Source organism: Leucobacter japonicus (assembly GCF_001273855.1).
GTDB classification, from domain to species: domain Bacteria; phylum Actinomycetota; class Actinomycetes; order Actinomycetales; family Microbacteriaceae; genus Leucobacter; species Leucobacter japonicus.
The window spans coordinates 509,204-533,013 of the sequence record NZ_JHBX01000142.1; the positions used below are offsets into that span (position 1 = coordinate 509,204).

Genomic DNA, 23,810 nt, shown 5'->3' on the forward strand with positions numbered 1-23,810 from the left:
GTCGGCGTGCGTATCGGCATCGATGTGGGGAAGGCCCGCATCGGTGTTGCTCGAAGCGATCAACACGGGATGCTCGCGACTCCGGTCGAGACGGTGCCTCGTGAGACGTCGGGCACGGCCGACTTGGATCGCATCACGGCGATCGCGAGCGATCTCGATGCGTTTGAAGCCGTGGTCGGCCTCCCGTTGAATCTGCGCGGCGAGCGCACACTTTCGACCGAAGACGCCGAGGCGTTTGCCGGGCGGTTGGCGGCTCACCTGCGAACGCATGCCATCGCAGTGCGTCTCGTCGACGAGCGGCTGTCGACGGTGTCCGCGCATGGTCAACTGCGGCAAGCGGGCAAGAAGACCAAGCAGAGTCGTTCCATCATCGACCAGGCGGCAGCCGTGGTGATTCTGCAGCACGCGCTCGATATCGAGCGGGCGCGGGGTACTGCGCCCGGCGATCCGGTGCTGCTTCCCGGTGTCGACGAGACGGACGAACAGGCTCGAGAAGATCTGGCTGACGTGAGCGACACGTCCGCTGAAACGCACACACCAGTGACCGAGGAGGCCACGGAATGAATGCACGCACGCGCGAAGATAGGCGCCAGACGGGGCGGCGTGTCATCATCTCGTTGCTCGTGACCGTTCTTTTGCTCGGCGGTCTCGCCGGTGCGGGAGCCTATCTCTGGTCCCATTATGGCTCCGGCATCTCGAAGGCGCTGGGGTGGACCTCGGACGACTATGAGGGTGAAGGCCACGGTGAGGTGCTGATCACGGTGACGTCGGGGCAGATCGGCTCCGACGTGGCAGACGCCCTCGCCGAGGCGGGCGTCGTGAAGACTCCTGAGGCGTTTTACGACCTCCTGCTCGAACAAGACGACGAGGTGCAGTTCCAAGTCGGAACGTACCGCTTGAAGCTCGAGATGAGTGCGCAGTCGGCCCTCGACGCCATGCTCGATCCGGCGAATGTGATGGAGCTTACGGTCACGATCCCCGAGGGGATGGCCGCGATGGACGCGCTGCAGACGACCGCCGATGTGGTCGGCATTCCGATGGCCGATTTCGAGGCAGCAATTGCCGACCCCACGAAGTTCGGAGTTCCGGCGCAGTTCCCATCCATCGAGGGGTTCTTGTTCCCGGCAACTTACACGTTCGAGCCCGGCGACACGGCCGAAACGATCGTGCAGACCATGGTTGATCGCATGAAGCAGGCGCTTGCCGAGCACGGCGTCCCCGAGGGCGACGAGTGGCGCGTGCTCACGCTCGCGTCGGTGGTGCAGCGCGAGGCCGGCGCGAATCTCGACGACTTCCCGAAGATTGCGCGGGTGTTCTTGAACCGCATCGATCAGGGCATGCTGTTGCAGTCGGATGCGACGGTCGCCTACGGTACGGGGAATACGCACACCGTGTGGACCACCGAGGAAGAGCGCGCGAACGCATCGAACCTTTACAACACGTATGCGAACCCCGGCCTGCCCGTGGGACCGATCGGTCTGCCCGGTGACGTCGCCATCGATGCCGCGATCCACCCGGCAGATGGCACCTGGTTGTTCTTCGTGCCGATCAACCTCGAGACCGGTGAGACAGTGTTCTCCACGACCAACGAGGAGCACGATGCCGCCGTGGCGAAACTCGGCGAGTGGTGCACGGCGCACCGCGACGCCGGCGGCACGCGGTGCGACTGAGATGACGACATCGTTGGAGAGCCTCGCGCAACTGGCGGTGCTGGGCTCTCCGATCGCCCACTCGCGCTCGCCGCGCATCCACGAGGCCGCGTATCGCGTGCTCGGCCTCGACTGGGCATATCGTGCGATCGAGTGCAGTGAACGCGACCTCGAAGCGTTTCTCGCCGAGCGCGGCCCCGAGTGGCTCGGTTTCTCGGTCACGATGCCGCTGAAAGTCGAAGCCCACCGAATCGCGTTCGAGCTCGACGAGGTCGCGCGCGAGAGTGGTGTCGTGAACACGCTGGTGCGACGCGAACTCGGTTGGTATGGCGCCAATACTGATGTCGCGGGGTTGGCTGCGGCGATCACTGGTGCGGACCTCGACGTGCGGAGCACGACTGTGCTCGGATCTGGCGCAACGGCAGTGTCAGCGATCCTCGCGTTGCGTCGTCTGGGAGCGGAGCACGTGACGGTGCGCGCGCGCAATCGCTCAGCGGTGGCCGATCTCGTCTCGCGCTTCTCGAGAGACGCGACGGGAGCCGGGGGAGCCGCTTTCATCGTCGAAGCGCAGGAGGATGCGCTTCAGGCTTCGCCGACCTTGGTTGTCTCCGCGCTTCCCGGGCAGGCAGCAGCGACGATCGATGTTCCTGAATCGCTGCTCGCCGTCCCCCTCTTCGACGTGGCCTACGATCCCTGGCCGTCGCCGCTGGCCGCGCTCTGGCGGGCCGCAGGCGGCACCGCCGTGGCCGGCACGGAGATGCTGGTGGAACAGGCCCTCGTGCAGGTGCGCCTGTTCCTGAATGGCGATCCGGATCGCCCGCTCGACGATGAAGCCGAGGTGCTTCGGGCGATGCGCGCCGCAGTCTAGCGTCGCAGCGGGCGGAGCCGTCTTGCGTTGCGGAGTCGGTTCGTACCGCCGTGATGTGGGAGGATAGCGGGTATGCTGCGTTGGCTGACCGCCGGAGAATCTCACGGCCCCGAACTGATCGCCGTCCTTGAAGGGCTGCCTGCGGGCGTGCCCGTTTCGCTTGACGGGATCCGTGAAGATCTCGCTCGTCGCAAGCTGGGCTATGGCCGCGGCTCGCGCATGAAGTTCGAGCAAGACGAACTCAATGTCTCGGGCGGAGTCGTGCAGGGCGTCTCGATCGGCGGCCCCGTCGCGATTCGCATCGGCAACACGGAGTGGCCGAAGTGGACCGAGGTGATGTCCGCGGAGGCGACCGAGCTCTCCGAGAAGTCCCGCGGCCGCGGTGCTCCATTGACGCGCCCCCGACCGGGGCACGCCGACCTCGCGGGAATGCAGAAGTACGGCTTCGATGAAGCGCGCCCGGTGCTTGAGCGCGCGAGCGCGCGCGAGACCGCCGCCCGCGTCGCGCTCGGTGCCGTCGCCCGCGCATTTCTCGCGGAGCTCGGCATCCGCCTTGTGAGCCACACACTCTCGATGGGCGAGGTCGCCGTGCCCGCAGATGCGCCGCTGCCGCGCCCCGACGATGTCGCCGCGCTCGACGCTGATCCGCTGCGGTGCTTCGACGCGGAGACGAGCGCTCGCATGGTCGCCGAGGTGGACGACACGAAAAAGTCGGGCGACACGCTCGGTGGCATCGTCGAGGTGCTCGCCTACGGGTTGCCGCCGGGGCTCGGATCATACGTGCACTGGGATCGTCGTCTGGATTCGCGTCTGGCCGGCGCCCTCATGGGCATCCAAGCGATCAAGGCCGTCGAGGTCGGTGACGGCTTCGAGACCACGCGCCGTCGCGGGTCGGTCGCGCACGACGAATTGCATATCGAGGGCGGACGCATCGCGCGCGAAACCACGCGCGCCGGAGGCATCGAGGGCGGCATGACCACTGGGCAGGTGCTTCGCGTGCGCGCTGGCATGAAGCCCATCGCGACGGTGCCCCACGCGCTTCCGACGGTCGATGTCGCCACCGGTGAAGCGTCGAAGGCTCACCACCAGCGCAGCGACGTGTCGGCGGTGCCTGCTGCGGGTGTCGTCGCCGAGGCGATGACGGCGCTTGTGCTCGCCGATGCGGTGACCGAGAAGTTCGGCGGCGACAGCGTCGCCGAGACGCGTCGCAATCTCGAGGCGTACGTTGCGGCAATCCCGGAGCGGTTGGCGACCGTCATCGAGTCGTGAGCGGTCAAGCGCGATGAGTGCGCATCGGCGCGTCGCGCGCGATGCCGGGCCACCGGCGCATCGCCCGAAGCCATCGCCTCCGACGAGCCCGTTGCAGATCATCACGGCAGCCGAGGCGGCAGCGGCTGCCGAGACAGACCGCGGAGTACAACGGTCTGATCGGGCGAAGGCCGAGAGTGCCGCCGCCGGAGCGTCGCCCGCGCGCTCACGCAATCGACGACGCCGGCGACGGAAGCCGGGGGCACGACTCCCGGATCGCGCGATCGTGTTCGTCGGTCCGATGGCTGCAGGCAAGACCAGCCTCGGCAAGCGCGTCGCTCGTGAGCTGGGTGTGCCTTTCGTCGACACCGACGCCGTGTTCGTGCGTCGGCACGGCGTGATCACCGAGTTCTTCGCGGCACACGGCGAACCCGAGTTTCGGCGCATTGAAGCCGAGGTCATCGCGGAGGAGCTCGCTGCTGAAGGCTGCCGAATTGTCGCCCTCGGCGGCGGTGCGGTGCTGTCGGAGCGAACCCGAGAACTGCTGAACTCGCACCCGGTCGTGTTGCTGATGACGACGCAGGAAGCCGTGCTGCGCACGGCAAATCTGTCGCGTCGACCCCTGTTGCGCGACGACCCGGAAGCGTGGGGGCGCATTCTGAAGGAGCGGCGCCCGCTCTATGAAGAGGTGGCCGATGTCACCTACCGCACCGACCGTGCGACGCAGGAACAACTGGTGCGCCGCGTCGCGCAGTGGGCTCGCGGCCACGGCCGAAGCCAGCGCCCGCAACGCACCGACCGATCAGTATCCACGGAGGAACACGAATGACCGAGGCCGCGCAGAGCGACACGCAGGTGACTGAGATCCAGGTCACAGGGGAGACGTCGTACACGGTGACCGTGGGTCGTGGGCTGCTTGAGCGCGTGCCTGAGGCGCTCGGTGACCGCGTGGCGAAGGTCTTGATCGTCCACACGCCGACCGTGGGCAAGATTGCCAATGACCTCCGTGAGTCGCTCCAGGGGCGCTATACCCAGGTGCTGCTCGCGGAAGTGCCCGATGCCGAATCGGCGAAGCGCGTCGAAGTGGCTGCATTCTGCTGGCAGATCCTGGGGCAGTCTGATTTCACGCGTACCGATGCCGTGATCGGTCTCGGTGGTGGAGCGGTGACCGACCTCGCCGGGTTCGTTGCGGCGACCTGGTTGCGCGGCGTGCGTCTGGTGCAGATTCCCACGACCGTGCTCGGCATGGTCGATGCGTCCGTCGGCGGCAAGACCGGCATCAACACCACTGAGGGAAAGAACCTCGTCGGCAGCTTTTACGCGCCCGCCGCGGTCATCTGCGACTTGGAGCTGCTCGACACGCTGCCGCGCAACGAGATCCTGGCCGGTTTCGCCGAGATCGCGAAGTGCGGGTTCATCGCCGAACCCGAGATTCTCGACATCCTCGAGCGCGACGTCGACCGGGCGACCGACCCGTCGACTCCCGAGTTCCAGCGCGTCGTCGAGCTGTCGATTGGTGTCAAGGCCCGGGTCGTCTCCGAAGATTTCAAGGAGGGCGGGCTCCGAGAGATCCTCAATTACGGGCACACGCTCGGCCACGCGATCGAGCACGCCGAGCGTTACCAATGGCGGCACGGCGTCGCGATTTCGATCGGCATGATCTACGCTGCCGAACTCGGACGGATGGCGGGTGCGCTGTCAGACGAGGCCGTCGACCGGCACCGGCGCATCCTGTCGTCGCTCACGCTGCCGCTCGCGTATCCCGCTGGCCGCTGGCCTGGGCTGCTCGCCGCGATGCAGCGCGACAAGAAGGCGCGTGCGGGCATGCTGCGATTCATCGTGCTTGACGAGATCGGCAAGCCGCGGGTGCTCGCCGGTGTGGACGAGTCGATGCTGCAGTTCGCGTATCAGGAGATCGCGAACTAGCGCGAAGGCGATCCGGCAGCTTCGGCTCACAGGCCGCCGAGGCGGAATCCCTGCCCCTCGAGGATCAGTGCGAGCACGCGCCGGTCTTCGCGGTGCATGGTGCCCTCGACGAAGCGGGTGAGGGCACGCTCGAGGGAAGTCGCTCCGGCGCTGCCGGCCACCTTGCGCAGGATCGCGACCAGCGTTCGGGGCGCCAGCACCGTCTCCTCGAGACCGGGCCGACCGTCGATGCTGCGCTCGGAGCTGACGTATTCGGAGAACCCGGTGCCGTGAGCTCCGGCGAACACCTGCTGACTGATGAACGCGGCGCGGGCGACGCGGGTCAGCGCGTCGACAGGTACGTGGCTGGGGAGTCGGCCGTGCTTGTCTGCCACCGACGCGACCGCGAGCAGGGCATTCTCCGCAGGGAAGTCGGCGTAGTCGTTGCCCGAGTCGGGGTAGTGCACGCGGTAGGCGTGGGCGCCGAATCGGTTGACGAGCTCTGCGCTCAGCCGATCGAGGCCGCGATAGCGGTGCGGGGTCTGCTCGTTCGCGGTCGCGATAATGGCGAAGCCCGGAGCGATCTCGACGCGCCGGCCCGCGTCCTCTTGCACGTCGAGGTGGTCGCCGGGGCGCAGCTGCAGGATGCGATTGAGGCGCTTCAAGAACTCGGCGGGCATGGCGTTGACCTCGTCGAGGATGACCGGCCGGCCCTCTGCCATGGCGCGCACCAGGGGCCCGGGCGTAAATACGGTGACGGTGGCACCGCCCTCCGCTCGGAGTTCATGCGTGCCGATGACCTGCGCGCTCGTGATGTCGCCGTAGCCCGACACGAGCTCGGGCTCGCGGTCGAGTCCGTGGCGGGAGAGGTATTCGGCGAGCGCGGTTTTCGCGCCGCCGGTCTCACCAATGAGCAGCACCGGATCACCGAGCCGCAGCCCGGGGAGCGCCTCCGAGATGATGCTGCGCATCTGGGAGGTGCGCAGCAGGCCGTCCCGTAGTTGGCCGCGCGCCTCGCGGATGCGCACGGCGCCGAGTGCATCGAGGACCGCGTCGCGTCGCTGCTCGGTGGTGATGCCGGATCGCCAATCGCCCGACACGTCCACAGTGTCTCGGCGCGAAACGTGCGTGCGACGGCCCTCGCGCAGGTCTCGCGCGGCGCTGCGGAGGGAGGCGATGCGAACCGACTCACCGCGCGTGATCTCACGGGTGCTGCCGGGATGCGCCGCGTGCGAGGCGCTCGCGAGGATGGCGTCGGCGTCGGCGTCCAGGCGTTCGCTGTGGCGGACATCGACGCGCACGCGGGCGGCCAGTCGAAGCGTCGCCGCCCGTTCGTCGAGCGCGCGGTCGATCCGAGCACCGTGATCGGGGTGCTGCAGCAGCGCCGCCAGGTCGCCCTCCGCGGCGGCGAGGTCGTGCTCGAGGTCGACGCGTTGCGAGTCGGCGTCTGCGAGGTGCGCGCCGGTGTCGATGGAGGCGAGCGCGCGCAGAATGCGACGGCGTTCGGCGCGAAGCCCCGCTGCCTCGAGCACGACGGGATCGGAGACGAACGGCGACATGAGCGTCACGCTACCACGGGCGCGAATGTCGGAGCCCGGCGATAGGGTGGCGACATGATCGACCCGGACGGTACGCCTGCGGCAGCCCCTGCGGCGGCGCGTGCCGAGTGCGCAGCCGAAGCGGTTCCCGGCGCCGACGCCGAGGCGCGGGCTCAAGCCCGAGCCCAGTTGGAGGCCGTACGTGCGATCATCGGCATCACCCTCGATGTCAGCGACGGCGATCACTGGGAGCGCACCGACGATGGGCTCTCCGTCGGTCTCGGCTGGTACGCCGCGCGGGGGCACGGGGTGCGGGAGACCGTCGCGCTCGCACTGCTGCATCTCTGGGAAGGTCCCCGAGCTGAACGCGTTGAAGTGCCTCGATCTCGACGGCGGGCGTCGCTCGCGCGGCTTCGTCCGAATGCGATTCCGCTCTTTGACGCGGTGCACCGCGCGCAAGCCGTTGCCGAGCTCATTGGTGTGATGCCGGGGCTGCGGTCCGCGCTGGGCGCAGCACTGGCGCGGAGCCTGCCGACCGATGTGTCGGCACTTCCGCGTCATCTGCAGTGGGTCGTTCTGGTGCTTGCTGCGGCAGTCGATGTATCGGATGCGGACAGGATCTCGGGGTTCGACCGTGAGGTGCGCGTGGAATGGCAGGCGGTGAACGCCGAGGCGGACGTCAGTACTGGAGTATTCGGCGTGCGTCGGGTTCTCAACACCGATCGGCGTCGATCCGCACTGCAGCGGTACCTGCGCGCGATCGCACTTCTGCTTCCGGGCTACGAACGTCTGCTGGTGCTTGACGCGCGTGAGCGCGGCTTGGACGCCGATGGGGCGAACTCGGACGCCGACGCTCGCGGGTCGGAGCATCCCGATGACGTGCCCGCCGACCTGGGGCTGACGGCTCCCGGGAGCGGCGACTCAGATGCGAGTGCGCAGTCGGCCGATGATGCCGAGTCCACGCCTGACCCCGGTGCGGATCCGAACGCAACAGACGATCGCGCACGTGCGGGCGAGGGGCGTGAGCGGGCGGAGGGGGCAGACCTGTTCGCTGCCGAGCACGCCGGATTCGTCGAGCGGATGCTCGATACGCCGATGCCCGGCGGGGGCCACCTCGACAGCCGCTTGCCGGTACCGTCAGATCGCGCGCGCGACGCGGAGCCGGACCCCTCACCGACGCAGCGCCGTGAGAACTCCGGTGCCGGATCCGGGGGTGGCGCCGCGCGAGTCTCGCTCGATGCCTATCGCACGCGGGCCGAAGCGCTCTCAGCAGAGATCGAGCGCATGCGGTCGGTCTGGGCGGAGGTGATCGCCGACAGGTTGGTGCCGCGTCGACACCCCAGCTCGCGGCCACGGTCCACGGGGTCCGAGCTCGCCATCGAGGCCCTCGCGAGTGCCGTTGCCGAGGCCCGGGCCGGTGCGCCGCAACCGCGCGCCTTCCGAGATCACACCGTGCGCATGCGGCGCACGCGTCGCACTGGCAGCACCGACTACGTGCTGATCATCGACCGCTCAGCCTCGATGCAGGGCGCCGCGGCCTCCCTCGCTTCGGACGCCATGCTCATCATGTGCGAGGGCCTCGCGGGTGTCGCTCGCGACGTCGCTGACGCCGAACGCGTGGGCGGACTGCCGCTGGACCTCGACATCCGGGTGGCCCTGATCGTGTTCGACTCGACGGTCGAGGTGGTCAAACCGCTTTCTGCGGGCATGAGTGATGCGGCCCGCATCGCCGTGCACGCTGCGCTGCGCGAGCCGCGCGGTTCGACCAACGATGGCGCGGCACTGCGCGCTGCTGCCACGGCGCTCGGGCTCGAAGTCGATTCGGGTCAGCTCACCACCGAACCGCTTGAGCGGCGGCGCGTGGTGATTCTGGTCACCGACGGCGGATCCAACGATCCGCTCGCCGCCGAGCACGCGGCAAAACGTCTCCGTCGAGCGGGCATTCGGGTGCACGCGATCGGACTCGGCGCCGGCGACACGGTGGTGCGCTACGCTCCCGACGCGCGACGTATCGACGACGTGCGGGCGCTTCCCGACGCCTTGCGCGCACTCGTCGTCGACGAAGTCGCGTCGTCGCGGGTTCGGGGCTGAGGCGCACGTGTGCGACACGAGGCTGCGCTCCGAGGTATCGTGGCGACGGTGAGAGGAGCAAGACGTGCGCGCGAAGCATGATGCGGTCGGCATCGATGGAGCAATGGCTGTCGCTAGTGACGCAACGGCGCTGCCGGTGGAAGGTGCTGATGGAGGGGCCGGAGTGCCGCTCGCGAGACTGCTCTTCCCGGAGCTCGCGACCCAACTCGATTCCGCGCTCGCCGTGCACGGCACGCGAGACGCGGCGGCGGTTGCGGCTGCGGCGGCGGATACCGAGCTCGATCGAGCGGCGTCACAACTGCTACCGCACGCGGCATTCGCCGACGTGGCGGGTGCTGCAGCGACCGCGTTCGCCGAGCGCTCGTTCGCTGCGGCGCGCACTGCCGCTGGCTGGCTCGGCGTATCGTTGCCCGAGCCCGAGGCGTTTGCCGCCGCAGGGGTCGATCTTGCGGAGATCGCGCGGGTGCTGCCGCATGACGACGAGGCGCGCGCGGGTCGTGGCACTCGTGGCGCGGGGCGCGAGGGTGGCGCTGCAACGGGGGAGTACCTCGCAGTGCCCGCCCCGCACGGTCTCGGCCGCGATCGCTGGATTGCCGGGTTCACGCGTGCCGCTGAGTCGGGTGCGGGTCAGGCGTACGCCGAATCCGCGGAGGGTGCACCACTCGTGCTCGGGCCCGAAGCCGAGCGGGAGTTCCCGTTGCTCAACGCGGCTCCGGAGGGTTCGCCCGCGGTGCCGGGCGCGGATGCCGTCTGGACACTCAGAGCCGTGCCGTCGGGAGCCCGCCCACCGGTACTCGGACTCGGGTTCGACCACGGGCCGCACGCGACCCTCCCCGAAATGCTCATGCTGCAGCTGATGCGTGCGGCCGCTGGCGAACCGCCCGTCGACAGTGCAAGCTTCACTTGGCTTGCGGGGCCGCTTTCCGAGGGGCGTCTCGCGGCCAGGCACGTCTACGATGCCAGCGAGCGGGCGATCCGCATCACCTGCCGGGAGATCGGGAATCAGGGCCCCCACCTCGGAGCGCGCACCCCACTGGGTTAGCGCCGCGAGTCGGTCCAATCGCTGATCGCGTCCGTTCGGGTCGACGGGAGTCGCGTCGTGCGTCCCCACTCGAGCACGTCGTCGGGCACGACGAGCTGGGCGGGGTCGGCGCCACTCTTTGCGAGAATCTCGTCGACCGGCACGACGCCGCCCGACCGCCGGAGGATGCGCGCGCGCACCACTGCGCGGGCATAGATGTCGGGTCGTCGCTGCGCGTCGGGGCGCACGAATCGCTGCTCCATGTACACCGCCTGGTCGTCGAACCCCAGGATGCGGGATTCGATCCAGAACCGCATCCACGGGTTCAAAGATTTGCGGTACGAGATGGTCTGGCCGACGACGACCGGGTACCAGCCCTCGCGCGCGAACAGCTCCCATACGCCGTTGCGCTGGATGAGGTCGAATCGTGCGACATCCATGATCGACAGGTACTTGCCGTTGTTCATGTGGCGGAGGATGTCGAGATCGGTGGGCCATACGCGGAATCGGGATCGCGAGACCCCGTCGAATCCGAGTTTCTGGCCGCGCCGGCCGACGAACCACTGATGCCAGAGCGTTCGAATGATCATGTGCATGCTGCGAGCTTAGAAGAATCGTGCACGTCGCAGCCTCTACATTGTAGAGAGCGTCCAAAGTGGGTGCCGTGTATGCTGGTTCGGCGCGTATTTGGGCGCTTGAACTTTACAGAATCCGGAGAAACACTGCATGGCCAGCTCGAATGACATCAAGAACGGTACCGTCATCAAGGACAACGGCCAGTTGTGGAGCGTGGTGGAGTTCCAGCACGTGAAGCCGGGCAAGGGCGGCGCCTTCGTGCGCACCAAGCAGAAGAATGTCGTGTCGGGCAAGATCATCGACAAGACCTACAACGCGGGTGCAAAGATCGAAACCGCGAATGTGGATCGCCGCGACTTCCAGTACCTGTACCAGGATGGCCAGGACTTCGTGTTCATGGATCAGAGCGATTACGATCAGCTCACCGTGTCGAACACCGTCGTCGGCGACGCCGCGAAGTTCATGCTCGAGAACCTTCAGGTGCAGATCGCGCTGCACGAGGGCGAGCCCCTCTACATCGAGCTCCCGGCGTCGGTGGTGCTCGAGGTGACCTACACCGAGCCCGGCCTGCAGGGCGATCGCTCGACCGGCGGCACGAAGCCCGCAACCGTCGAGACCGGTGCGGAGATCCAGGTGCCGCTGTTCCTCGAGACCGGCACGAAGGTCAAGGTCGACACCCGCACGGGTGACTACCTCGGTCGCGTCAACGACTAATCCTGAATGTCTGCACGTACTAAGGCGCGCAAGCGCGCGCTCGACATGCTCTACCAGGCCGACTTGCGCGGCGAGTCCATGGCAGCGATCGTGAACGCCGAGGCGCAGCGCGCCGCGGGTGAACCCGATCGAGCTGCGTCCTGGTTGTACGCCCGCGAGATCGTCGACGGGGTCTCCGACCACCGAGACGAGATCGACGAGCTCATCGTGAGCTACGCGCAGGGGTGGACCCTGGAGCGTATGCCTCATATCGATCGCGCGCTGCTGCGTCTCGCGGCGTGGGAAATCATCCACAACGATGAGGTGCCCGCCGCCGTCGCGATCGACGAGGCCGTGGAACTCGCGAAAGAATACTCCACCGATGACTCCGGCCGGTTCGTCAACGGGGTGCTCGGCAAGATCGCGGATCACGCCGGCGCCTGACGCCTCTGCTCTGAAGCCCCACCTGCCGGCATGCCCGGAGGTGGGGCTTCGTCGTTCTCGCGGATGGAGCGCACGATCGGGACCTGCAGATGCGGTAGGCTGGCGGGGTTGCAAGCTTTTCTTTAAATTCCGTCCCGTGAGGCGGGGAAGGGGGGCTCGGTTAATGGGAACGCGAACGGTGCTGGAAGGCGCTGAAATCTCGCGTGCGCTGACCCGAATCTCGCACGAAATCATCGAGGCTAACAAGGGCGTCGAGGGGCTCGTTCTCGTGGGCATTCCGACCCGCGGCAGTCACCTCGCCCGACGCATCGGTGACATCATCTCGCGCATCGAGGGCGTTGACGTACCCGTCGGCAGCCTAGACGTGACCATGTACCGCGATGATCTGGCGCAGCACCCGACGCGTGCGCCGCACCCGACGGAGATGCCGGTCGTCGGCGTCGACGGCGCGACGGTCGTGCTGGTCGACGACGTGCTGTACTCCGGTCGTACCGTGCGCGCAGCGCTCGATGCGCTGAATGATCACGGGCGGCCGCAGGTCGTCCGCCTCGCCGCGCTGATCGACCGCGGCCACCGCGAGCTGCCCATTCGCGCGGATTACATCGGCAAGAACCTGCCGAGCGCGAAGCACGAGCGCATTGCGGTGCGACTCGAGGAGCACGACGGCGTTGACGAGGTGACCATTACCTCGGAGGTCGCGACCCCCGCTGACGGTCGCGCCAGCGTCGAGCCCGGAGCGAGCACGGAGCCCACCGCATGAGGCACCTGCTCGACACGCGGAGCCTGTCGCGCGACGACGCGATCCTGATTCTCGACACCGCAGAAGACATGGCGGCGACGCAGCAGCGCGAGATCAAGAAACTCCCCACCCTGCGCGGCAAGACCGTCGTGAACCTCTTCTTCGAGGACTCGACGCGCACCCGCATCTCGTTCGAGGCTGCCGCGAAGCGTCTGAGCGCCGACGTCATCAACTTCAGCGCCAAAGGATCGTCGGTGTCGAAGGGCGAATCGCTCAAAGACACGGCGCAAACCCTGCAGGCGATCGGTGCAGACGGTGTGGTGATCCGCCACCCCGCCTCGGGTGCGCCGGCGAAGCTGGCCAGCAGCAACTGGATCGATGCCGGAGTGCTCAACGCGGGCGACGGTACGCACGAGCACCCCACGCAGGCGCTGCTCGACGCGTTCACGATGCGTCGTCGCTTGTTCGGCGACGCGAGCCGCGGCCGCGATCTCGATGGGGTGTCCGTCGTGATCGTGGGCGATATCGCCCACTCGCGGGTCGCTCGGTCGAACCTCTGGCTGCTCACGGCGCTCGGCGCCCACGTGAGCTTCGTCGCTCCCGAGACGCTGCTGCCCTACGGCGCCCGAGGGTGGCCGGTGACCGTGCACCACTCCTTCGACACCGCGCTGCGCGAGGAGCAGCCCGACGTCGTCATGATGCTGCGCATCCAGAGCGAACGCATGCACGCCGCCTTCTTCCCGAACGAGCGCGAATACGCGCGCATCTGGGGCCTCGACGACGCGCGCCTGGCGACACTCACCGAGCGCGCGATTGTGATGCATCCTGGCCCGATGAACCGCGGTCTCGAGATCTCGTCGAGCGCTGCCGACTCGGCGCGATCCACGGTGCTCGAGCAGGTCGCCAACGGCGTCTCGGTGCGCATGGCGGCCCTCTATCTTCTACTTTCCGGCGAGCGAACGGAGCAGGCATGACCGACACGACCTCAGGAATTCTCATCCGCGGCGCCCGACTGGCCGGCGCGCTCACGCAGCGCGGGCAGCAGGTGTTCGATGCGGCGGCGGTGGATCTGCGGATCGCCGACGGCGTCATCGTCGAGCGCGCGACCCAGGCCGCGGGCGGTCTCGAGCCCCGTGCGGGCGAGCGCGTCATCGACGCGGAGGGACTCGTTGCCCTCACCGGTCTGGTCGACCTGCACACCCACCTGCGCGAGCCCGGGTTCGAACAGTCGGAGACGGTGCTCACGGGCACGCGCGCGGCCGCTGCGGGCGGCTTCACGAGCGTTTTCGCAATGGCCAACACGCTGCCCGTGCAAGACACGGCGGGCGTCGTGGAGCAGGTGCAGGCACTCGGCGATGCGGCGGGCTACGCGACGGTGCGCCCCATCGGGGCGGTCACCGAAGATCTCGCGGGGGAGCGCCTCAGCGAGATCGGCGCGATGGCCGACTCGCGCGCCGCCGTGCGCGTGTTTTCTGACGACGGCAAGTGCGTGCACGACCCGCTGCTCATGCGTCGGGCCCTCGAATACGTGAAGACCTTCGACGGTGTGATCGCGCAGCACGCGCAAGACCCGCGCCTGACCGAGGGCTCCCAGATGAACGAGGGGGCGCTGTCGAGCGAGCTCGGGCTGAAGGGCTGGCCCGCGGTCGCCGAAGAGTCGATCATCGCCCGTGACGTGCTGCTCGCCGAGCACATCGGCGCGCGTCTGCACATCTGCCACCTGTCGACGGCGGGCTCGGTTGAGGTGATTCGCTGGGCCAAGGCCCGCGGGGTGCAGGTGACGGCTGAAGTGACGCCGCACCACCTGATTCTCACCGAGGAGCTCGCGCGCAGCTACGACGCGCGGTACAAGGTGAATCCGCCGTTGCGTCGCGAGGAAGACGTGCGCGCCCTGCGTGCGGCGGTCGCCGACGGCATCATCGACATCATCGCGACGGACCACGCGCCGCACCCGGTCGAAGCGAAAGACTGCGAGTGGGACGCCGCGGCGTTCGGCATGGTCGGCCTCGAGTCCGCCCTGCCGATCGCGCTGCTCACCCTCGTGCAGGAGGCGCACGCGAGTTGGGCCGAGCTCGAGATGCTGCTCTCGCAGCGCCCGGCCGAGATCGGCCGACTCGAGGGGCACCCGAGTGCGTTGGAAGCGGGCCAGCCCGCCGACCTCGTGCTCGTCGACCCGAGCGGCACGAGCACGTTCTCGACCGACCACCTGCGCGGTCAGAGTGTGAACTCGCCGTTCCTCGGTATGGAGCTGCCCGGCCGGGTCGCCTACACCGTGCGCCGCGGGTATCTCACGGTCGACGACGGAGAGCTCGTCGCCGCCGAAACCGTGGCTGCCGCAGGAGCCGCCCGGTGAGCCGCGGCACTTTCGCGATCATCATGATCGCTATTGCGGCAGTCATTCTGCTCGGCATGTGGCTCGGATGGCGTGCGCGAGCACGTCGCCACGGCAGCTTCGCCGAGCACGGCGCGGTGCTGGTCGGCGCAGTGCTCGCCGAGTTCCCGCACGCGAGTTACGTCTCGACGACCCCGATCGGTGCGCCGCTCGAGCGGCTGTCGATTCCGGGCCTGCGCTACAAGGGCTTCGCTGACCTGACCGTCCGTGCCGACGGCGTCACGGTCGCGGTGACCGGCGAGTCGCCCGTGCACCTGCCGGCGAATCGAGTGCTCGGCTTCGGTGTCGCGAGTCGCCGCGTCGGCAAGGCAGTCGAGCGCGATGGCCTGTCACTACTGCAGTGGCGGGCAACCGAGGGCCGCGAGGTCGAATCGAGTTTCCGCTTCACCGATCCCGCCGAACAGGTGCGCTTCGAGCGCGCCATCGCCGCACTCTCACCGGCTGCGCTGGCCGACCCAGCTGCGCCGGCTTCTCAGACCCATACCCCTTCCCACACCACCCAGGAGGATGCGTGACCACGAACACGACCGAAGAGACGGCAACCGCCGTGACGCCCGAAGGCGTCACCGTGCCCCCGGCTGCGGCGGTGCCCACGGGCAACGCCGTGCTGGTGCTGGAAGACGGCCGACGATACGTGGGGCGCGCATACGGGGCGACCGGGCGCACGCTCGGTGAGGTTGTGTTCTCAACGGGCATGACGGGGTACCAGGAGACTCTGACGGACCCGTCGTACGCCGGGCAGATCGTGCTCATGACGGCACCGCACATCGGCAACACGGGCGTGAACGACACCGACATGGAGTCGCGCAAGATCTGGGTCGCCGGGTTCATCGTCCGCGACCCCGCGCGGCGCGTGTCGAACTTCCGTGCGGAGCGCTCGCTCGACGAGGACCTGGTGAATGACGGCGTCGTGGGCATCTCCGGTGTCGACACGCGCGCGATCACCCGCCACATCCGCTCGGCCGGCGCCATGCGCGCAGGCGTGTTCTCGGGAGCCGACTTCGATCTCTCGGACGAGGCGCAGCTCGAACTCGTGCGCGAGCAGGAGTCGATGGCCGGCAAGAACCTCTCCGAGGCCGTCACGACCCCGGAGCGCTACGACGTGCCGGCAGCCGAGGGCGTTGACCGCGTCGGCTCGATCGCGGTGCTCGACCTCGGGATCAAGCGCGCCACGGTGCAGTACCTGTCGGAGCACGGCTTCGACGTCATCGTGCTGCCTGCGTCGACGTCGCTCGAGGAGATCCGCGCGATCGCGCCCGACGCGCTGTTCTACTCGAACGGTCCCGGCGATCCTGCAGCGAGCGATGCGCAGGTCGTCGTGCTGCGCGAACTGCTGCGCGACGGCGTGCCCTACTTCGGCATCTGCTTCGGCAACCAGCTGCTGGGTCGCGCGCTCGGCTTCAGTACTTACAAGCTGCCGTTCGGTCATCGCGGCATCAACCAGCCCGTGCTCGACAAGCGCACCGGTCGCGTTGAGATCACCGCGCAGAACCACGGCTTCGCCGTCGACGCGCCCATCGAGGGCGAGATCGATGCGCCCGAGGGCTTCGGTCGCGTGCAGGTGAGCCACTTCAGCCTCAACGACCAGGTCGTCGAGGGCCTCGAGTGCCTCGACATCCCCGCGTTCTCGGTGCAGTACCACCCCGAGGCGGCCGCCGGCCCGCACGACGCGTTCTACCTCTTCGATCGATTCCGCGCTTTGGTCACCGAGCGCAAGACCACCGCCACGGAGGCCTAAAGACATGCCCAAGCGTTCAGACATCAACTCCGTTCTCGTCATCGGTTCGGGCCCGATCGTCATCGGTCAGGCCTGCGAGTTCGACTACTCGGGCACCCAGGCGTGCCGCGTGCTCCGCGAGGAGGGCGTGCGCGTCATCCTGGTGAATTCGAACCCGGCGACGATCATGACCGATCCGGACTTCGCCGATGCGACCTACGTCGAGCCGATCACCCCCGAGGTCATCGAGTCCATCATCATCAAGGAGCGCCCCGATGCGATCCTGCCGACGCTCGGTGGCCAGACGGCACTCAACGCGGCGATCGCACTGCACGATCGTGGCATTCTCGAGAAGCACGGTGTCGAGCTCATCGGCGCCAAGGTCGACGCGATTCAGCGCGGTGAGGATCGCCAGATCTTCAAGGAGCTCGTGCTCGAATCGGGCGCGGACGTGGCGCGCTCGCACATCGCGCACACGATCGAGGAGGCGAAGGAGTTCGCCAAGGATCTGGGGTACCCCCTCGTCGTGCGCCCCTCGTTCACCATGGGCGGTCTCGGTTCGGGCTTCGCCTACACCGAGGAAGAGCTCGTGCGCATCGCTGGCGACGGCCTCCACTACAGCCCGACTACAGAGGTGCTCCTCGAAGAGTCGATCCTGGGCTGGAAAGAGTACGAGCTCGAGCTCATGCGCGATACCGCCGACAACACGGTGGTCGTCTGCTCGATCGAGAACGTCGACGCCGTGGGCGTGCACACCGGTGACTCGATCACGGTCGCGCCCGCGCTCACGCTGACCGACCGCGAATTCCAGAAGCTGCGCGATATCGGCATCGACATCATTCGCCGCGTGGGCGTCGACACCGGTGGCTGCAACATTCAGTACGCCGTCGATCCCGTGACCGGCCGCATCATCGTCATCGAGATGAACCCGCGCGTCTCGCGCTCGTCGGCGCTCGCATCGAAGGCCACCGGCTTCCCGATCGCGAAGATCGCCGCGAAGCTCGCACTCGGCTACCGCCTCGACGAGATTCCGAACGACATCACGCAGAAGACCCCGGCGAGCTTCGAGCCGTCGATCGACTACGTCGTCGTGAAGACCCCGCGCTTCGCGTTCGAGAAGTTCCCCGCCGCCGACGACACGCTCACCACCACCATGAAGTCGGTCGGCGAAGCGATGGCGATCGGTCGCAACTTCACGACGGCGCTGCAGAAGTCGCTCCGCTCGCTCGAGAAGCGCGGCACCTCGTTCCATTGGGGCGAAGAGACCCGCCCGGTCGCCGAGATTCTCGAGATCATCAAGCGCCCGACCGATGGCCGCATCGTGGACGTGCAGCAGGCGCTGCGCCTCGGCGCGACCATCGAGCAGGTGTTCGCGTCGACCGCGATCGATCCCTGGTACCTCGACCAGATCCAGCTCATCAACGAGGTCGCGGAGGCCGTGAAGCAGGCGCCGCAGCTCACGCTCGAGGTGCTGCGCGAGGCGAAGGATCACGGGTTCTCCGACGTGCAGATCGCTGCGATCCGCGGCGTCTCGGAGTCCGAGATCCGCGGCCTGCGTCACGGGCTCGGCCTGCGCCCCGTCTTCAAGACGGTCGACACCTGCGCGGGCGAGTTCCCGGCGCTCACGCCGTACCACTACTCGTCGTACGACTTCGAGACCGAGGTCGCGCCGAGCGACCGCAAGAAGGTCGTCATTCTCGGCTCCGGCCCGAACCGCATCGGCCAGGGCGTCGAGTTCGACTACTCGTGCGTGCACGCGTCGTTCGCGCTGTCTGACGCGGGCTATGAGACGATCATGATCAACTGCAACCCCGAGACGGTGTCGACGGATTACGACACCTCGGATCGCCTGTACTTCGAGCCGCTGACGCTCGAAGACGTGCTCGAGGTCATCCACGCCGAGCAGGCGTCGGGAGAACTGCTGGGCGTCGTCGTGCAGCTCGGCGGGCAGACGGCCCTCGGGCTCGCGCAGCCGCTGAAGGATGCCGGGATCCCGATTCTGGGCACCACGCCCGAGGCGATCGACCTGGCCGAGGAGCGTGGAGCATTCTCTCGCATCCTGGAGCGCGCGGGTCTGCTTGCGCCGCGCAACGGCACGGCGATCGACGAAGAGGGTGCGATCCGCATCGCCGAGGAGATCGGCTACCCCGTGCTCGTGCGCCCGTCGTTCGTGCTCGGCGGCCGCGGCATGGAAATCGTCTACGACACGGAGTCGCTGCACGGCTACTTCGGTCGCATCGAGGGCCACGCTCTCGTGGGCCCCGGCCACCCGCTGCTCGTCGATCGCTTCCTCGATGACGCGATCGAGATCGATGTCGATGCGCTCTACGATGGCGAGCAGCTGTACGTCGGCGGCGTGATGGAGCACATCGAGGAGGCCGGCGTGCACTCGGGCGACTCGAGCTGCACCCTGCCGCCCGTCACGCTCGGCCACGACCAGATCGCCCAGGTGCGCGAGGCCACGCTCGGCATCGCCGAGGGGATCGGGGTTCGCGGGCTGCTCAACGTGCAGTTCGCGATCGGCCAGGGCGTGCTCTACGTGCTCGAGGCCAATCCGCGCGCATCGCGCACCGTGCCGTTCGTGTCGAAGGCGCTCGGGATCCCGCTCGCCAAGGCCGCCTCGCGCATCATGGCGGGTGAGAGCATCGCCGAGCTCATCGCCGCGGGCCTGCTGCCCGAGCGCGACGGTTCGCGCGCCCCGATCGACGCACCGATCGCGGTGAAGGAGGCCGTGCTGCCCTTCAAGCGATTCCGCACCAACGAGGGCCTCGTGGTCGACTCGCTGCTCGGGCCCGAGATGCGCTCCACCGGTGAGGTCATGGGCATGGACCGCGACTTCCCGACCGCGTTCGCGAAGAGCCAGTCGGCGGCCGGCAGCGAGCTGCCGCAGAGCGGAACCGTGTTCTTGTCGGTGGCGGATCGCGACAAGCGCTCCATCGTGCTCCCCGCGCTGCGGTTGCAGGAGCTCGGCTACCGCATTCTCGCGACGCAGGGTACCCAGGTGGTGCTCGGCCGTAATGGCATCGATTCCGAGGTTGTGCGCAAGCACAGCGCCGGCGCCGACGGCGACACGATCGTCGATCTGATCAACCGCGGCGAGATCGACATGATCATCAATACGCCGTCGGGCAGCTCGGCGCGTGCCGATGGCTACGAGATCCGCGCCGCAGCGGTGGCAGCAGACAAGCCGATCTTCACCACGGTGTCCGAGCTGTCGGCCGCGGTCGGGGCGATCTCGGCGCAGCGTGTCGGGTTCGACGTGAAGTCGCTGCAGGAGTACCAGGCCGACCGCGACGCGGCGCTCGCCGGCTGATGACGTCGACGACATTCGGTGACCGGCTCGCGGCAGAGTTCGCTGCGGGCCGGCACCTGTGCGCCGGTATCGACCCGCATGGGCCGTTACTCGACGCCTGGGGTGTCGCGGACGATGCGGCGGGGGCCGAGCGCATGGGGCGCAACGTGGTCGCCGCCGCTGCCGGGGTCGCGGCCTGTGTGAAACCGCAGATCGCGTTCTTCGAGCGTTTCGGTTCGGCGGGGTTTGCGGCGCTCGAGCGGGTGTTCGCGGATGCGCGTGAGGCCGGCGTGCTGGTCGTTGCCGACGTGAAGCGCGGCGATATCGGGTCGAGCTTCGGTGCGTACGCCGACACCTGGTTGGCGCCGGGATCTCCGCTCGAAGCCGACGCCATGACGGTGGTCGCGTATCAGGGCTTCGGCACGCTCGATGGTGCGCTCCGTCACGTGACGGAGAACGGCAAAGGTCTGTTCGTGCTCGCAGCGACCTCGAACCCTGAAGCGGTCGACGTGCAGCGTGCGCGCCGCGCCGATGGCCATACGGTCGCTGCGGCGATGGTGGCGGATGCGGAGGCCTGGAACGCCGAACACGCGGTATCCGGTGCCGCTTCGGTCGGCTCCGTCGGCGTAGTGCTCGGGGCGACGCTGGACCTCTCGAGTTTCGAGATCGAGACCGCCGAGCGGGCCGCTGGGCCGGCGCTGCCGGTACTGGCGCCAGGGTTCGGGCACCAGGGTGCGCGCATCGAGGACGCAGCAGAAATCTTCGGCGGCATCGGGCACGCGCTGCTCGCGAACGAGTCCCGGAGCATCCTGCAGGGCGGCCCCGACGGGCTCGGCGACCGCATCCGCGAGCGCGCTGAAGCGATCCACTTCGCGTTGAGCGGCGAAGCGGCCTAGGCTGTAACCCGACTACGCAACGAATGCGCACAGGGATATCAGGGGAGTGGACTGTTGACGACGAGTGAACGGACGATGCCGGAGGTGGATCGCGTTGCGGCCAACCGTGCCGCCATCGCGGCACGCCAGGCCCGTGCCGAGTTGAAGCGCCGTCTCCGCTCCGGCGAGGTGTCCCCGTTCCGGGTGATGGAGCAGTCGCGTGTGCCGGGCACCCCGGCCGCGTCCCTGCGCATTACCGATTTCCTGCTCTCGTTCCCGGCGATCGGGGCGGTGAAAGCGGAGCGCGTGCGCGACGATCTCGGCATCTCCGAGCGCAAGCGCCTCGGCGGTCTCGGCAAGCTGCAGCGCGATCGGCTCGAGTCGTTCGTGCGGGATCGCACTGGCACCGTGCGCGTCGGCCCTCGTCCGCCGCTGACGGTGCTGGCCGGTCCGACCGCTGTCGGGAAGGGCACGGTCGCGACCTATATTCGCGAGCATTACCCGGAAGTGAAGCTCTCGGTCTCGGCGACGACGCGAGCCCCACGACCCGGTGAGGAGCACGGCCGCCACTACTACTTCGTCGACGACGAAGGGTTCGATCGGATGCTCGCTGCGGACGATCTGCTGGAGTGGGCGACGGTGCACAACCGCTCCCGCTACGGCACCCCGCGTCGCCCGGTCGTCGAAGCCGCAGAGCGCGGCGAGCTGATGCTCCTCGAGATCGATTTGCAGGGTGCACGTCAGGTGCGCGCGAGCATGCCGGAAGCCCGCCTGGTCTTTCTTGCTCCGCCGAGCTGGGACGAGCTGGTTGATCGTCTGGTTGGTCGCGGTACCGAGGACGAGGAAGAGCGTGCACGTCGTCTGGAAACGGCGAAGGTCGAACTCGCGGCGGCCGATGAGTTCGACGAGATCATCGTGAACGACGAGGTGCCGCGCGCTGCGGCGAGGCTCGTAGAACTGATGCGCGGGGACGAGGGCGACCGGTAACGGCAACCCTGCGGCCAGCCGCAGTGTCACGGCGACCAGCACCCGCTAGGGTGAGGGTGTGCATTCGAGCCTGATCATCGCCGCCTCGCACGTCGCGAGCATTGGTCTTGCCGACGCGATGGCTGAGGTGACGACGCTCGACCCCAAGCAGTTCTTGGGTATTCCGCTCGCGCTCGTGGGTGCGGCACTGCTCGCGTTCGGCGCGCAGTATCAGTCGCGCGGACTCAACAAGGTCGAGCGCATCACCGGCGAGAGCGCCGGCTCGGGGCTCTCGTTCCGTCATGTGGCCAACCTGCTCCGTCGCCCGTCGTGGGTCGTCGGCACGCTGTTTCTGGGTCTCGCGGTGGCATTCCAGATCGGATCGCTGTCGTTGTCGCCGCTGATCATCGTGCAGCCCATCGGCGTCGTCGGGCTCGTGATCACGTCGATTCTGAATTCGCGGGTGAGCGGCGTGCAACTGGGCAAGCGTGTGCGCTGGTCGATCGGCCTCGCCGTGCTCGGCATCGTGGTCTTCGTCTCGATCGCGGCGTTCACGGCCTCCGATCAGCCCGTGACCGACACGAAACTGATCGAAATTCTGATCACATTCGGCGTCGTCTTCGCGCTGATTCTCGGGCTCTTCATCGGGTTTCGCCACCGCAGTGTCGCATTGATCTACATCGTCGGTGCCGGGGTGCTCTACGGCTTCGTCGCCACCTTTGCGAAGGCGGTCATTGGTCGGTTGCAGCAGGGGGAGTTCGAATGGCTCACCTGGGTCTGCGTCGCGGCGCTGCTCGCAGGCGCACTCATGGGCATGGTCTTCGTGCAGAACGCCTATTCGTCCGGTCCACCAGATCTCGTGGTCGCCGGGCTGACCGTGATCGATCCCATCATTGCCGTGTTGATCGGCATTATCGTGCTCGATGAGGCGGCCGGCGCCCCCGCCTGGGCCATTGTCGCATTCGTCGTCTCGGGCGCGGTCGCGGTGATCGGAGTAGTCGGCCTCGCGAAGTTCCATCCGCAAAGTGGCGCGTCCGCGCTCGAGACGAACGAGAGCAATTCTACGAACGCGTAATATCGCGAATGCGTCCGTGTTCGAGGCGCAACCGGCGCTTCGCTCGCTTCGCGACCGCCGAGTCGTGAGTGACCGCGATGATCGTGAGCCCCTCGGCGTTCAGCTGCTCGAGCAAGCCGAGAATCTCGTCGCGCATCGACTCATCGAGATTTCCCGTGGGCTCATCGGCGAGCAGCACGTGCGGCTCCGCGACAAGCGCTCGAGCGATCGCAACGCGCTGCTGCTGACCTCCCGAAAGCTCCATGGGCCGGTGCTCGCCGCGCTCGGCGAGGCCGACTCTCGCGAGTGCCGCGCGGACGCGCGCGGCGCGGTCAGCGGGTGAGATGCCCCGACCCTCGAGCGCGGTGTCCACATTCTCGCTTGCGGTCAACGTGGGAAGCAGGTTGAACGACTGGAAGACGAATCCGATGCGTTCTTTGCGCACTCGCGTGAGCTCGGCGTCCGAGAGGTGCGAGAGGTCGGTGCCATCGAGGGTGATCGTGCCGGAGGTGGGGCGATCCAGCGCCCCTAAGAGCTGCAGCAGCGTTGACTTGCCGCCGCCGGTCGGGCCCTGAATGGTGGCGAAATCCCCGGTGGCGACGTCGAGGTCGAGACCGCTCAGAGGCGTGATTCGCTGGCCCTTCTTCTCGTACTGCCGGGTAATGCCGGAGAGCCGGTAGATGGGGGCTGGAGATGAATCCGGTGATGCGGAAACGGCTGTCTCCGTGGTGGTGAGTGACAT

Annotated in this window: 22 protein-coding genes; 19 read left to right on the plus strand and 3 right to left on the minus strand. The window is 67.8% G+C overall.

Annotation, left to right across the window (positions count from 1 at the left end; translation table 11 throughout):
- The first annotated feature begins 6 nt into the window (after nt 1–6).
- The 6 genes from ruvX (at nt 7) to aroB (ending at nt 5,691) form a co-directional block, all read left to right on the plus strand.
- Nucleotides 7–564: a Holliday junction resolvase RuvX gene (ruvX, locus tag AMS67_RS16480; RefSeq protein ID WP_082305589.1), complete on the plus strand. Its 558-nt coding sequence runs from the start codon at nt 7–9 to the stop codon at nt 562–564.
- Nucleotides 561–1,670: an endolytic transglycosylase MltG gene (gene mltG / locus AMS67_RS16485; RefSeq protein WP_053388290.1), complete on the plus strand. Its 1,110-nt coding sequence runs from the start codon at nt 561–563 to the stop codon at nt 1,668–1,670. The genes ruvX and mltG overlap by 4 nt, the downstream gene beginning before the upstream one ends.
- 1 nt (nt 1,671) lies before the next feature.
- Complete coding sequence (locus AMS67_RS16490) at nt 1,672–2,517, plus strand: shikimate dehydrogenase (RefSeq protein WP_053388369.1); 846 nt, start codon at nt 1,672–1,674, stop codon at nt 2,515–2,517.
- A gap of 72 nt (nt 2,518–2,589) precedes the next feature.
- Entirely contained in the window at nt 2,590–3,786 is a 1,197-nt protein-coding gene (gene aroC / locus AMS67_RS16495) for a chorismate synthase (protein WP_053388291.1), read from the plus strand.
- 13 nt (nt 3,787–3,799) lie between these two features.
- Nucleotides 3,800–4,594 carry a shikimate kinase gene (locus AMS67_RS16500; RefSeq protein WP_053388292.1) on the plus strand — a complete coding sequence of 265 codons (795 nt, stop codon included), beginning with the start codon at nt 3,800–3,802 and terminating at the stop codon, nt 4,592–4,594.
- Nucleotides 4,591–5,691, plus strand: coding sequence for a 3-dehydroquinate synthase (gene aroB / locus AMS67_RS16505; RefSeq protein ID WP_053388293.1), 1,101 nt, complete (start codon nt 4,591–4,593; stop codon nt 5,689–5,691). The genes AMS67_RS16500 and aroB overlap by 4 nt, the downstream gene beginning before the upstream one ends.
- A gap of 26 nt (nt 5,692–5,717) precedes the next feature.
- On the opposite strand, the gene AMS67_RS16510 is transcribed toward aroB, so the two are convergent.
- Complete coding sequence (locus AMS67_RS16510; RefSeq protein WP_053388370.1) at nt 5,718–7,229, minus strand: AAA family ATPase; 1,512 nt, start codon at nt 7,227–7,229, stop codon at nt 5,718–5,720.
- A gap of 54 nt (nt 7,230–7,283) precedes the next feature.
- On the opposite strand from AMS67_RS16510, the gene AMS67_RS16515 reads away from it, so the two are divergent.
- Both AMS67_RS16515 and AMS67_RS16520 read left to right on the plus strand, forming a co-directional pair.
- On the plus strand, nt 7,284–9,299 hold the full coding sequence (locus AMS67_RS16515) for a vWA domain-containing protein (RefSeq protein ID WP_053388294.1): 2,016 nt from the start codon (nt 7,284–7,286) through the stop codon (nt 9,297–9,299).
- A 64-nt stretch (nt 9,300–9,363) separates the two neighbouring features.
- The gene (locus AMS67_RS16520) at nt 9,364–10,341 is read left to right on the plus strand and encodes a hypothetical protein (protein ID WP_241488124.1); all 978 of its coding nucleotides are present in this window, start codon (nt 9,364–9,366) and stop codon (nt 10,339–10,341) included.
- Here the strand turns inward: AMS67_RS16520 and AMS67_RS16525 are convergent.
- Nucleotides 10,338–10,916 (minus strand): thioesterase family protein, encoded by a 579-nt coding sequence (locus AMS67_RS16525; RefSeq protein WP_053388295.1) that lies wholly within the window; start codon nt 10,914–10,916, stop codon nt 10,338–10,340. The two genes, AMS67_RS16520 and AMS67_RS16525, sit on opposite strands and share 4 nt — an antisense overlap.
- A gap of 130 nt (nt 10,917–11,046) precedes the next feature.
- Here AMS67_RS16525 and efp point away from each other — a divergent pair, with 130 nt between their 5' ends.
- From efp to AMS67_RS16580, 11 genes are all read left to right on the plus strand, one after another.
- On the plus strand, nt 11,047–11,610 hold the full coding sequence (gene efp / locus AMS67_RS16530) for an elongation factor P (protein WP_053353158.1): 564 nt from the start codon (nt 11,047–11,049) through the stop codon (nt 11,608–11,610).
- A gap of 6 nt (nt 11,611–11,616) precedes the next feature.
- Entirely contained in the window at nt 11,617–12,033 is a 417-nt protein-coding gene (nusB, locus tag AMS67_RS16535) for a transcription antitermination factor NusB (protein ID WP_053388296.1), read from the plus strand.
- A gap of 163 nt (nt 12,034–12,196) precedes the next feature.
- On the plus strand, nt 12,197–12,793 hold the full coding sequence (pyrR, locus tag AMS67_RS16540) for a bifunctional pyr operon transcriptional regulator/uracil phosphoribosyltransferase PyrR (RefSeq protein WP_053388297.1): 597 nt from the start codon (nt 12,197–12,199) through the stop codon (nt 12,791–12,793).
- Nucleotides 12,790–13,746, plus strand: coding sequence for an aspartate carbamoyltransferase catalytic subunit (locus AMS67_RS16545; protein WP_053388298.1), 957 nt, complete (start codon nt 12,790–12,792; stop codon nt 13,744–13,746). The genes pyrR and AMS67_RS16545 overlap by 4 nt, the downstream gene beginning before the upstream one ends.
- Entirely contained in the window at nt 13,743–15,125 is a 1,383-nt protein-coding gene (locus AMS67_RS16550) for a dihydroorotase (RefSeq protein WP_193787094.1), read from the plus strand. The genes AMS67_RS16545 and AMS67_RS16550 overlap by 4 nt, the downstream gene beginning before the upstream one ends.
- Nucleotides 15,122–15,679: a PH-like domain-containing protein gene (locus tag AMS67_RS16555; RefSeq protein WP_053388299.1), complete on the plus strand. Its 558-nt coding sequence runs from the start codon at nt 15,122–15,124 to the stop codon at nt 15,677–15,679. Before AMS67_RS16550 ends, AMS67_RS16555 begins: the two co-directional genes overlap by 4 nt.
- 53 nt (nt 15,680–15,732) lie before the next feature.
- A complete protein-coding gene (carA, locus tag AMS67_RS16560; RefSeq protein WP_193787098.1) occupies nt 15,733–16,902 on the plus strand; it encodes a glutamine-hydrolyzing carbamoyl-phosphate synthase small subunit in 1,170 nt (389 codons plus the stop codon).
- Nucleotides 16,903–16,906: 4 nt separating this feature from the next.
- On the plus strand, nt 16,907–20,194 hold the full coding sequence (gene carB, locus AMS67_RS16565; RefSeq protein ID WP_053388300.1) for a carbamoyl-phosphate synthase large subunit: 3,288 nt from the start codon (nt 16,907–16,909) through the stop codon (nt 20,192–20,194).
- Nucleotides 20,194–21,069, plus strand: a complete 876-nt coding sequence (gene pyrF, locus AMS67_RS16570; protein ID WP_053388301.1) for an orotidine-5'-phosphate decarboxylase — start codon at nt 20,194–20,196, stop codon at nt 21,067–21,069. Before carB ends, pyrF begins: the two co-directional genes overlap by 1 nt.
- A gap of 75 nt (nt 21,070–21,144) precedes the next feature.
- Nucleotides 21,145–22,035, plus strand: a complete 891-nt coding sequence (gene gmk / locus AMS67_RS16575) for a guanylate kinase (protein WP_053388302.1) — start codon at nt 21,145–21,147, stop codon at nt 22,033–22,035.
- A 58-nt stretch (nt 22,036–22,093) separates the two neighbouring features.
- Complete coding sequence (locus AMS67_RS16580) at nt 22,094–23,089, plus strand: DMT family transporter (protein WP_241488125.1); 996 nt, start codon at nt 22,094–22,096, stop codon at nt 23,087–23,089.
- On the opposite strand, the gene AMS67_RS16585 is transcribed toward AMS67_RS16580, so the two are convergent.
- A complete protein-coding gene (locus tag AMS67_RS16585) occupies nt 23,076–23,810 on the minus strand; it encodes an ABC transporter ATP-binding protein (protein ID WP_206541780.1) in 735 nt (244 codons plus the stop codon). The genes AMS67_RS16580 and AMS67_RS16585 overlap by 14 nt on opposite strands.

Coding starts and splice junctions, on each gene's coding strand:
- AMS67_RS16545 (WP_053388298.1), top strand. CDS start 12,790: ATGAGGCACCTGCTCGACACGCGGAGCCTGTCGCGCGACGACGCGATC.
- nusB (WP_053388296.1), top strand. CDS start 11,617: ATGTCTGCACGTACTAAGGCGCGCAAGCGCGCGCTCGACATGCTCTAC.
- carB (WP_053388300.1), top strand. CDS start 16,907: ATGCCCAAGCGTTCAGACATCAACTCCGTTCTCGTCATCGGTTCGGGC.
- AMS67_RS16525 (WP_053388295.1), bottom strand. CDS start 10,916: ATGCACATGATCATTCGAACGCTCTGGCATCAGTGGTTCGTCGGCCGG.
- mltG (WP_053388290.1), top strand. CDS start 561: ATGAATGCACGCACGCGCGAAGATAGGCGCCAGACGGGGCGGCGTGTC.
- aroC (WP_053388291.1), top strand. CDS start 2,590: ATGCTGCGTTGGCTGACCGCCGGAGAATCTCACGGCCCCGAACTGATC.
- AMS67_RS16550 (WP_193787094.1), top strand. CDS start 13,743: ATGACCGACACGACCTCAGGAATTCTCATCCGCGGCGCCCGACTGGCC.
- pyrR (WP_053388297.1), top strand. CDS start 12,197: ATGGGAACGCGAACGGTGCTGGAAGGCGCTGAAATCTCGCGTGCGCTG.
- AMS67_RS16490 (WP_053388369.1), top strand. CDS start 1,672: ATGACGACATCGTTGGAGAGCCTCGCGCAACTGGCGGTGCTGGGCTCT.
- aroB (WP_053388293.1), top strand. CDS start 4,591: ATGACCGAGGCCGCGCAGAGCGACACGCAGGTGACTGAGATCCAGGTC.
- pyrF (WP_053388301.1), top strand. CDS start 20,194: ATGACGTCGACGACATTCGGTGACCGGCTCGCGGCAGAGTTCGCTGCG.
- AMS67_RS16500 (WP_053388292.1), top strand. CDS start 3,800: ATGAGTGCGCATCGGCGCGTCGCGCGCGATGCCGGGCCACCGGCGCAT.
- AMS67_RS16515 (WP_053388294.1), top strand. CDS start 7,284: ATGATCGACCCGGACGGTACGCCTGCGGCAGCCCCTGCGGCGGCGCGT.
- AMS67_RS16585 (WP_206541780.1), bottom strand. CDS start 23,810: ATGTCACTCACCACCACGGAGACAGCCGTTTCCGCATCACCGGATTCA.
- efp (WP_053353158.1), top strand. CDS start 11,047: ATGGCCAGCTCGAATGACATCAAGAACGGTACCGTCATCAAGGACAAC.
- AMS67_RS16510 (WP_053388370.1), bottom strand. CDS start 7,229: ATGTCGCCGTTCGTCTCCGATCCCGTCGTGCTCGAGGCAGCGGGGCTT.
- gmk (WP_053388302.1), top strand. CDS start 21,145: ATGCCGGAGGTGGATCGCGTTGCGGCCAACCGTGCCGCCATCGCGGCA.